Annotated in this window: 4 protein-coding genes; 1 reads left to right on the top strand and 3 read right to left on the bottom strand. The window is 24.9% G+C overall.

All coding sequences use genetic code 11. The features are described from left to right. Window positions 1–298: 298 nt before the first annotated feature. The gene (locus Q5F54_RS10525) at window positions 299–2002 is read left to right on the top strand and encodes an ABC transporter ATP-binding protein (protein WP_288526644.1); all 1704 of its coding nucleotides are present in this window, start codon (window positions 299–301) and stop codon (window positions 2000–2002) included. Between the two features lie 143 nt (window positions 2003–2145). On the opposite strand, the gene Q5F54_RS10530 is transcribed toward Q5F54_RS10525, so the two are convergent. From Q5F54_RS10530 to Q5F54_RS10540, 3 genes are all read right to left on the bottom strand, one after another. Further along, the gene (locus tag Q5F54_RS10530) at window positions 2146–2613 is read right to left on the bottom strand and encodes a globin domain-containing protein (RefSeq protein WP_302334397.1); all 468 of its coding nucleotides are present in this window, start codon (window positions 2611–2613) and stop codon (window positions 2146–2148) included. Window positions 2614–2962: 349 nt separating this feature from the next. Next, a complete protein-coding gene (locus Q5F54_RS10535; RefSeq protein WP_288526526.1) occupies window positions 2963–4258 on the bottom strand; it encodes a DUF2812 domain-containing protein in 1296 nt (431 codons plus the stop codon). After that, window positions 4245–4571, bottom strand: a complete 327-nt coding sequence (locus Q5F54_RS10540; protein WP_281537581.1) for a PadR family transcriptional regulator — start codon at window positions 4569–4571, stop codon at window positions 4245–4247. Before Q5F54_RS10540 ends, Q5F54_RS10535 begins: the two co-directional genes overlap by 14 nt. Window positions 4572–4932: the final 361 nt, after the last annotated feature.

Here is a 4932-nt window from a genome sequence, read left to right on the forward strand (position 1 = left end):
AAAAGTTAAACATCAAATTTATATATAATTTTGTTACATCTTAGATAATAATTTACGGCTTCTGCACATTGTCTTATAGAAAACCCTAATATCATTAGTTATCAGTATTTAATCCATTTATCTAATACTAGTTTTGTACTTGATAGTTAAGATAAAGTAAATTCTCAAAAGTATATATACACCGCTTACAAATGTATCTTTATCTACCATTAGGTTTTCAATTTTTATTAATTTACTTTTAAATATAGATAATATATACTTTAGTGTAGTTTGATAAATATAAATTGTGGAGGTAGTCATGAAAAAACTATGGAAGTATCTATTTAAATACAAACTTCTATTTTTTACTAGAGTATTAACCATATCTTTAGCAGCTTTATCTGTAATCTGCTTTGATTTTATGATGGGATTTATAGTTGATATATTTTCAAATGGTGAAACAGAAAAGTTTGTTCCAATTATTTTAGCTAGTATTTTTCTTATAATATTATTATTCGTAACTGAATGTGTAGATGGATATGTTATGTCCTCTTACATAAAAAATACAGTAAATTATTTAAGATGCGATATATTTACTAAAATATTAAACAAAGATATGAAGGACTTTTTTTTAGATAATAGTGGAAAGTATATATCAATACTTTATAACGATATAAAAATAATTGAAGATAGCTTATTAAACAATATATTCTTAGTTATATCTTCTTTTATATCATTTATAATTTCTCTTTTATTTTTATTTTCAATAAGCCCATCAATAGTAATATTTATAGTTATATTTGGTATCCTTGGATTTGTAATACCTAATGCTCTTTCTAAAAAATTAATAATTGAAAAAAATAACTATTCACATAATTTAGAGGAAATAACCTCTGTTACTAAGGACTTATTTTCAGGATTTGAAGTTATAAAAGGATTTAATATTGGTAGTAAAATTAATACTATATTTAAAAATTCATCTAATACTGTTGAATCTACTAAGAAAAAATGTTCTATACTTGAATCTATTATAAAAGGATTTTCGCTATCTTTTAGCGTTACAGTTTACTTAGGAGTTTTAATACTTGGCGGATACCTTATGTATAAAGGAGAAATATCTGTTGGTACTGCCATTATTATAATACAACTTAGCACTCATATAGTTGGTCCTGTTAAAACTAGTATTTCTTTAATTAATCAAATAAAATCAGTTTCACTTATAGCTGATAAAATAGATGAAATACTTTACGACTCTTGTGAAGATATTGAAGAAGTATCTTTACCTAAATTTGAAAACAGTATAGAAGTTAAAAACTTAGATTTTTCTTATACTAATGATAGAAAGGCTTTAAATAATATTAATTTAACCTTTGAGAAAAATAAAAAATACGCCATTGTAGGTGAAAGTGGTTGTGGTAAATCTACATTAATAAAATTACTTATGAGATATTACAAAGATTACAACGGTGATATTTTAATTGATAATAAAGATATTCATAAAATATTTAGTAATGATTTATATAAAAATATGTCTATGATTCAACAAAATGTGTTTATGTTTGATGATTCTATTAAAGAAAATATAAAATTATTTGCAAACTATAGTGATGAAGAAGTATTAAATATATGTGATAGGTCTGGTCTTTCTAATTTAATATCAAGACTTCCTAATGGTATTAATTCTTTAGTAGGTGAAAATGGAAACAAATTATCAGGTGGAGAAAAGCAAAGAATAGCTATAGCTCGTTCTCTTATAAATAATACTAAAATATTAATTTTAGATGAGTCTACATCAGCCCTTGATAATGAAACGGCTTATAATTTAGAAAGTTCTCTCCTTTCTATAAATGATTTAACATTAATAGTTGTTACACACAAGCTTATAAAAAATATTTTACTTAATTATGATGAAATTATAGTTATGAAGGATGGTATGGTTATTGAGAAAGGCTCTTTTGATTATTTAATTAGCCTTAAAGGTTATTTCTATAGCTTATATTACCTTCAAAATGAAGATATATAATTAGTATAATACCTTTGTAACTTCATTAAATATAATATAGATACAAAGGTATTTATTTTAGTATAAACTCTATTAGATAATTTTCTGATAAATAGTAAATACATTAATAAAGGCTCCTTTTTATAAAGGAGCCTTTTAATATATTACATTCTTTGATGTATTTGGTTATCTATGCATATTTGGTCTATATACATGTCTTTTTCTATTTGTATAAATACTTTAGCTATAACTTCGTAAGCTTCTGCCCATGCATTTAATACTTCTTCTGTTGCAGCATCTTTTAATACTTCTTTTATAGCTGCTAATAAGTTTTCACCTACTATTGGGTAGTGTTCTGGTTTTACATTTGCATTAACGTGAGCTTTGCACATCTTTTGTACAGCTGGTAATATTGCTTCTAAGTTATCTATATTTTGTGCAGCTGCTAATACAGCCATTGCTAATGCCTTTGGTTGTTCTCCAGATTCTTGCTTAGCCATATTAAACATAGCTTTTACTTCAGGATTATTTTCAAACATTCTCTTATAGAAAGTTGTTGTTATTTCTACTCCATGTTCTTTTAATACTGGAACTGTACTTTTTATTATATCTATTGTATTTTGATTTAACATATTTATTTCTCCTTTTAAATATCTAACTTATCTCTATCTTTATTATAGTAAATATATACCCTTAGATTTTAACTCTAAACAAATTTTATAAAATAATTATGATATTTATAAAAATATTATCACTTATTTATTCTAATAATTAGGCTATATTAGCTTACTTTATAATAATATCATAAAAATAACCATACCTTAGTACTTTCAATGCTTTGAATTATAAGGTATGGTTATTTTCTAATTTGTTATAAATTCTTCGTAATATATTAAAATTGTTCATCAAATTTATTTTATAAATTATAATTTAATTTATAGTCACTCCAAGTTCAAAAGTTAAAAATACATCACCTATTCATTACCAATTAATACATTTTTCTTTTATAAGCTTTATATTTTTCTTACTGAAATCTATACTTCCAGTAACTGAAATTACTCTATCTTTATATTTAAGTAAATATCCACCATTCAATTTATCTGATTTGTATACAGTTAAAGCACCCCAATTATCACCTTGAACTTCCTCATATTCAAAGTGCTTGTACCTCTTTAAATAGGTTTCAAAAGTTTTATCAATTATCCACTTATATTTACTTTTACATATTTCATAATCAAAATATACTTCACTTCCCACCTTATCTACAGCTTCTGTACCAGAATAATATCCTTCATAAGAATAAGTATAAGAACTTGCTAAAAAAGACTTAGAACTATCAAAATATAAATATTCTGTTTTGGTCTTCATATCTATAAAATCACTTATACTCATTATAGGTGTTTGACTCTCATTTCTTACATAATTAATCATGTCTCTTCCTGATACTATAATATTAGTAGATATAAATATTGCAACAACACAAATAAGAACAGCTAGTACTTTACTTGCTTTTTTATACTTTTTAAGTAGTATATTTATAATTCTACTTATACAAACAGCACACATAACTACGAAAACAGCTAAAAATATATGACCTTTATTACTACCTATATCTCCAAATAAATTAATAATCATCAAACCTAAAATACACATATACATGGAAAAACAAACATTTTTTACTTTTAGTGATTTTAAACTCGGATAATTTATATTTTCATTGATCTTAAAAGCTCTATTAGATTTAAAATACCATAATCCATCTTTAACTGTATCAATTACAGCACCTATAATGATTATAATTAGTGAAGCCATTACAAGTAAAGCTCCATTATCTGATATTTCACTAAAAAAACCATAACCATTTTTTTCACCTGTAAATAAATTAGATATCATTAATCCTATGAGAAAAATATTGTATAGTAAACTTCTCAAAATAGATTTTCTCACTTTTTTCAATACTATTTCTTCATCAGTTTGTATAGGTGTAATAATTTTATCCTCAGTATAAAAAATTAAAAATTTATCATGCTGAAATAAATACTTCCATCCTCCAGCTTCACAATATTCTATATATTCATCCTTATTATTATCTGTAAATATATCTACTGCAAACTTACATTTTTGTGGCTTATTCTTTTTAAATATTAAAAATCCACATATTATATCCTCTAGCATCCACCCTTCCAATGCTTTTTCTTCTAAATACTCCTCCAATGCTTTGCACTCATGCTCTTTAATTGATATTAATTTAACAAATTTGCTTTTACTTATCCTCATAATGCCCCCCTATATATTCTGCACCTTCATTCACCATGGATTTAAGTCGTATATATTCTTGATTTAGTGCTTCATATCCCTGTTTTGTTATTATGTAACTTCTTTTTCTTCCCTGAACTTCTGTTTCTCTTATCAAATCAGAACTTTCAAATTTCCCAAGTAATGTGTATAGTGTTCCTGGCCCTACAGATATTCTTCCTTTTGATATTTCTTCAACTTTTTTCATAATATCTACGCCACAACATTCACTTGTTAAGGCTAATAATATATAATACATCGGTTCTGACAAGGTCTGAAATTGCTTTCTCGCCATTTTAACACTCCTAATTTTATATTCTAAAATTACCATCATATTAGACAATATCGATACACGATATTTGTAATTAAATATTAACATCGTGTATCGATATTGTCAATATATTCCACGTTTATAGATAGACTAGCTTTATTATACGCTATTAGAATTAAATGCTAAACATGTTACCACGCAATATATAACAATTGTAGGCTTTGTTGTATTATCACAATAAATCACAAAGTTTTTAAGCATATCCAATAATTAAAATAAAAAGATAGCTACATAAGCTTTTTTTAATTAGCAAAAGTAACTACCTTTTTATTAGGCTCTGTTAGATAATTGTGTGATAAGTAATCAATAAAAATAGCTAGACATA

The organism is uncultured Romboutsia sp. (assembly GCF_958366745.1).
GTDB classification, from domain to species: domain Bacteria; phylum Bacillota; class Clostridia; order Peptostreptococcales; family Peptostreptococcaceae; genus Romboutsia; species Romboutsia timonensis.

Bases quoted from the DNA above. Each gene is read 5' to 3' on its own strand.
- Q5F54_RS10540 (WP_281537581.1), bottom strand. From the start codon at position 4,571: ATGGCGAGAAAGCAATTTCAGACCTTGTCAGAACCGATGTATTATATA.
- Q5F54_RS10535 (WP_288526526.1), bottom strand. From the start codon at position 4,258: ATGAGGATAAGTAAAAGCAAATTTGTTAAATTAATATCAATTAAAGAG.
- Q5F54_RS10530 (WP_302334397.1), bottom strand. From the start codon at position 2,613: ATGTTAAATCAAAATACAATAGATATAATAAAAAGTACAGTTCCAGTA.
- Q5F54_RS10525 (WP_288526644.1), top strand. From the start codon at position 299: ATGAAAAAACTATGGAAGTATCTATTTAAATACAAACTTCTATTTTTT.